This window comes from Candidatus Cardinium sp. cByotN1 (genome assembly GCF_022810525.1).
In the GTDB taxonomy this organism is placed as follows: Bacteria; Bacteroidota; Bacteroidia; order Cytophagales; family Amoebophilaceae; genus Cardinium.
Window position 1 is genome coordinate 1 of sequence record NZ_JAACGG010000068.1, and the last position, 3,771, is coordinate 3,771.

Here is a 3,771-nt window from a genome sequence, read left to right on the forward strand (position 1 = left end):
TACTTCTTTATCAAGAAAAAGTAACATAAAAAAATCTTATAATCAAATAAAAATAATTAAAATTCCTTAAGTTGACGCCATTGGGTGAACAGATACTATAACATAGTCACCTTACGTAACTTTTTAATGCCCTGAAAGTACACTTCTCATCTCACCTTTAAAGTCACTAAGGTAGCGATAGCCAATAAAATACTAATAATTAAAAAGCGTGTTACAATCTTTGATTCATGCCATCCTAATTTCTGATAATGGTGGTGAAGGGGTGCCATTTTAAAAATTCTTTTACCTATACCATAACGCTTTTTGGTAAATTTAAAATAAGTGGTTTGCAAGATAACAGATAGATTTTCTATTAAGAATATACCACATAGTACCGGAATCAGTAACTCTTTACGAATACAAATGGCCACTACCGCAATAACCGCCCCAATAGATAAGCTTCCGGTATCTCCCATAAAGATTTGTGCCGGATAGGCATTATACCAAAGAAAACCCATACATGATCCCACAAATGCACAGCAAAATATAGTCAGTTCCCCCAAATTTGGGATGTACATAATATTTAAATACTTGGCAAATATGATGTGGCCCGATAAATAAGCAAGAATAGCCAATGTAGTACCAACAATTACAGATGTACTGGCTGTTAATCCATCAAGACCATCTGTTAAATTAGAGCCATTGGAAACAGCAGCAATAATAAAAGCTACAATAGCCATATAAACCATCCATGTATAAGCTGAGTTACCCAGTAAGAGCCCCGTTATTTGTGCGTAATCTAGTTCATTACCTTTTAAAAAAGGAATAGTTGTTTTGGTAGATTTTGTGTCTTTATATAGAGAGGAAACTGTATCCACAGGCTCAGTAGTTATGGCATGAGCAGGTATCGATAACTCACGTATGACTACATGCTTATTTAGATAAAGGGTCATACTTACAATAAAACCTAAAACCATTTGGCCCAATAGTTTAATCCATCCATTTAGTCCACGTTTTTGTTTTTTAAACACCTTGATATAATCATCCAAAAAGCCAACCAGCCCCATCCAAATTGTAGTAATTAATAAGAGGATAATGTATATGTTATGTAACTTGGAAAAGAGCAATGTGGGTAGCACTGTGGCCAGTATAATAAGTATACCTCCCATAGTAGGTGTACTAACTTTTTTTTCTGATTCGTTAAACCCTAATGATCGATTAGACTCGATTACTTGTTTGCTACTTAAGTAGCTTATAAAAGCTTGCCCTAGTAGAAAAATGATGGTAAAGGAACTCAAGGTAGCCATAGCAGCCCGAAAAGAAATGTACTTAAAGAGCCCTGTACCAGGCCACTGAAATGTGGCATGTAGGTACTTGAATAAATAATATAGCATATAGGCCCCTTTATTTACCCCTTTAATAACCTCCTTAGTACTTTACCTATGGGTGATTTGGGTAAGCTATTGCAAAATTCTATATACTTAGGAATTTTATAACGGGTCATTTTTGCCTTACAATAAGCTATAATCTCTTCAGCAGTAAGCGTTGCATCTTTTTTTACAATAAAAACCTTGATGGCTTCCTTGAGTGTAACATCTGTTATACCAATAGCGCCTACTTCTAACACTTTTGGATGCCCTATTAGGGTTTGCTCTATCTCATTGGGGTATACGTTAAAACCAGAAATATTAATCATATCTTTTTTACGATCGATAATAGATATAAATCCATTTTTATCCATAATAGCTATATCACCTGTTTTAAACCATCCATTTACAAAGGCCCCTGCTGTTTCTACTGGTTTTTGCCAATACCCCTGGGTCAGTTGAGGTCCTTTAATCAGTAGTTCACCAGCTGTTCCATAGGGTAACTCTTTAGCTGCTTCATCTGCTATGATAACAGATGTGCCAGGTAGTGGCATATGATAGAGCCCATTGATCATATCGGTAGAAACACCAGGCGAACATTCGGTTAAGCCATAGGCTTCCATCAGCTTACTACCCGTTAATTGCTCCCAGTGTTTTTTAACTTTTTCTTGTGTTTTCATACCACCTGCTATGGTAAGCTTTAAAGAAGTAAGCTTTAGTTTTTTGAATGTTTTATTGACCAATAGCTTTTCAAATAAAGTGTTGATGCCTATTAAACAAGTAGGTTTCGTTTTTCGTAATGCTTTGATAAAGCGTGGAATATCTCTAGGATTCGTAATCAATGAAGAAATGGCACCTATCTTAGCCATTGCAAAGAAGCTAGCTAATCCAAAAATATGATAAAGAGGCAACGGAATCATGGTCCGTTCTTCCTTTTCCTTTAATAGAAGGCGCATGACAAGTTCTACTTGTTGAAAATTGGCGGTAAGGTTGCCATGCGATAGAATAGCTCCTTTCGACAGGCCTGTCGTCCCACCCGTATATTGCAAAAAAGCAGTATCAGAAGGTTGTAAAGGAATAGGACGAAAAATGGCCTGTTTCCCTTTTTCTAAAACCTCCTTAAAAGAAATGGCTTGTGGTAGATTATAAGCAGGAACCAGTTTTTTAATATGTTTGATAGCAAAGTTAAGTAGCTTTCCTTTTATAGAACCAAGCATGTCACCTACTTTGGTAACAATAACAGTTTGAATAGACGTATCTGGTAAAATTTCAACTAATTTATGGGCAAAGTTTTCTAATACAACGATGGCACGGACACCTGCATCCTTAAGTTGGTAGACCATTTCAGCAGGAGTATACTGTGGATTGATGTTGACTATTACCATGCCAGCGCGTAGCATACCCAACACAGCAATTGGATACTGCAATAAGTTGGGTAATTGAATCGCTACATGTGATCCTACTGATAAATTAGTATATTGCTGAATATAAGCTGCGAAAGCTTTAGATAGTTTATCCACTTTATGAAAAGTGAGTACCTTGCCCATGTTTTCGCACATGGGTAAGTCTTGGTATTGCTCAAAAACCTCTTCCATGAAATGGACTAATGAGCGATACCTAGCGGTATCAATGGTATCCGGAATAGAAGCAGGATAATGCTGAATCCAAGGTTTTTGTGTCATAATATAAACCATTTTATTTTTTTGCAAACACCAATGCAATATACTATTATTTTATAGAATATGATGCGCATGATGCCAAAATCTGTTTATCTATGATAGCACTATAGATTTTATGTTTTAGATTGCAGAAATTTGTAGAAGCCATCTTTTTATTTAAAGTCTATCTATGTCAGGTAAGAAAAGCGCATTTCCCACAAAGGTTTGCATTAAAAATAGACAAGCCCATTTTGCCTATACCTTTTTAGACAGGTATACGGCTGGCCTTATCTTGCAAGGAACAGAAATAAAATCGATTCGCATGAATAAAGCATCACTTCAAGATGCCTATTGTTATTTTAATCGAGGATCACTTTGGATAAAAGGAATGCATATTGGTCCTTATAGTCATGGCAACATCTACAATCATGAAGAAAAACGTGACCGTCAGTTATTGTTGCAGAAAAAAGAACTGCAACAGTTACTCAAAAACCAAGCAAAAGGGCTAACCATTATTCCGGTAGAATTGTTTATAAATCAACGTGGGTTTGCTAAGCTGGCCATTGCCCTAGCACGAGGTAAAAAACTATATGATAAACGTCAAACCATTAAAGAGAGAGATTTACAACGATCTGGAGCAATGAGATTGAAGGAATAAGCTGTTTGTATCCGTTCACGACTGTGGTTTTTGTTCGATTATATTTAGCAACTCTATGGTTTGCGTTGACGCAATTAGTAGAAAATGGATTTTTGTTGTTACATTTTTC

The 3,771-nt window shown here is 36.0% G+C and carries 3 protein-coding genes; 1 reads left to right on the forward strand and 2 read right to left on the reverse strand.

The features are described 5' to 3' along the window. Nucleotides 1–146: 146 nt before the first annotated feature. Nucleotides 147–1,373, reverse strand: coding sequence for a phospho-N-acetylmuramoyl-pentapeptide-transferase (gene mraY / locus MUW73_RS01970; RefSeq protein ID WP_243018700.1), 1,227 nt, complete (start codon nucleotides 1,371–1,373; stop codon nucleotides 147–149). Between the two features lie 14 nt (nucleotides 1,374–1,387). Further along, complete coding sequence (locus MUW73_RS01975) at nucleotides 1,388–3,028, reverse strand: AMP-binding protein (protein ID WP_243018701.1); 1,641 nt, start codon at nucleotides 3,026–3,028, stop codon at nucleotides 1,388–1,390. Between the two features lie 166 nt (nucleotides 3,029–3,194). Here MUW73_RS01975 and smpB point away from each other — a divergent pair, with 166 nt between their 5' ends. Next, nucleotides 3,195–3,662, forward strand: coding sequence for an SsrA-binding protein SmpB (gene smpB, locus MUW73_RS01980; protein WP_243018702.1), 468 nt, complete (start codon nucleotides 3,195–3,197; stop codon nucleotides 3,660–3,662). Nucleotides 3,663–3,771 lie beyond the last annotated feature (109 nt).